The following is an 869-nucleotide window of genomic DNA, read 5'->3' as shown; positions in this document are numbered from 1 at the left end:
GAGCCTGGCCTAAAGTTCCAGGCTAAGATGGGATCATTTAAGAAGGAATTGGATGTAGCTATATCAGCTATAGGAAAACCAGAATCACGTGCCAAGTTCATTCTAAACATAACGAACTTCTTGGTATCATGGTATGAAAGTGGAAATAAGTGCTTAGACAAGTTCTCGGTTGCCAGGTTTTCAATTTTGCTCTTTCATGCTACTGAACTTAAATTAATATCCGCTCGACAACAATTGGATATCATTTATGGGTGTTTGAAAGTTAGCGAGTTACCAAAATCAGATACACATCTGTTAATCCAACTGCCCATAACCCAGGATATCTTCACTTTAGAGAAAGTGCAGTCTCACCAATCTAAGGCTCATGTTATCAACCAAGACGATCATACCCTCGTTCAACTTGATATATCTGATGTTCCAAAAGAAAACCAAAGTGCGATAATTGGTGCGCTAGACGATTTAAGTCTGGATGAGGTCTCACTTTCAAAAGATGGAAAGTACCTTTCATTACTCGCTCCATTAACCTTGGAATGCGGCCTAGAAGATACACTCAAGAAGGTTGAAGCTCTAAAGGCGTGTTCAATGCTTGATGTATTTTGCCAATTTAAACCAATCGCTTTAGAAGAAATAGCTGTTAAGTATTGGGATGGTAAGCAGTACTTTGATGAGCTGGCGACAATGTATAAAGCAAGCTCTCAGTCAGAATCTACTCGACAAACTATAAGCAGTGCACTTGAACTAGTTAATACCGGTTACATTCTGAGTTCTTTAGATGGTTTATCCACTCTTTGTCATCGTTTAGCTGTAGATACGGACAAGGACTATAAATATAAAGGATCGTCAGCTCTATATGAGCTTCTGGACACTCT

General features: G+C 39.1%; 1 protein-coding gene. It reads left to right on the top strand.

Features of this window, described 5'->3' with window-relative positions; translation table 11 throughout:
• Positions 1-869: hypothetical protein (locus IQR33_RS08725; RefSeq protein WP_193843638.1), on the top strand; the 869-nt coding region annotated here is incomplete at both ends.

The sequence above is a fragment of the Vibrio sp. OPT46 genome (assembly GCF_015163535.1).
GTDB lineage: Bacteria > Pseudomonadota > Gammaproteobacteria > Enterobacterales > Vibrionaceae > Vibrio > Vibrio alginolyticus.
This window is presented reverse-complemented; position numbering and strand designations above follow the sequence as displayed.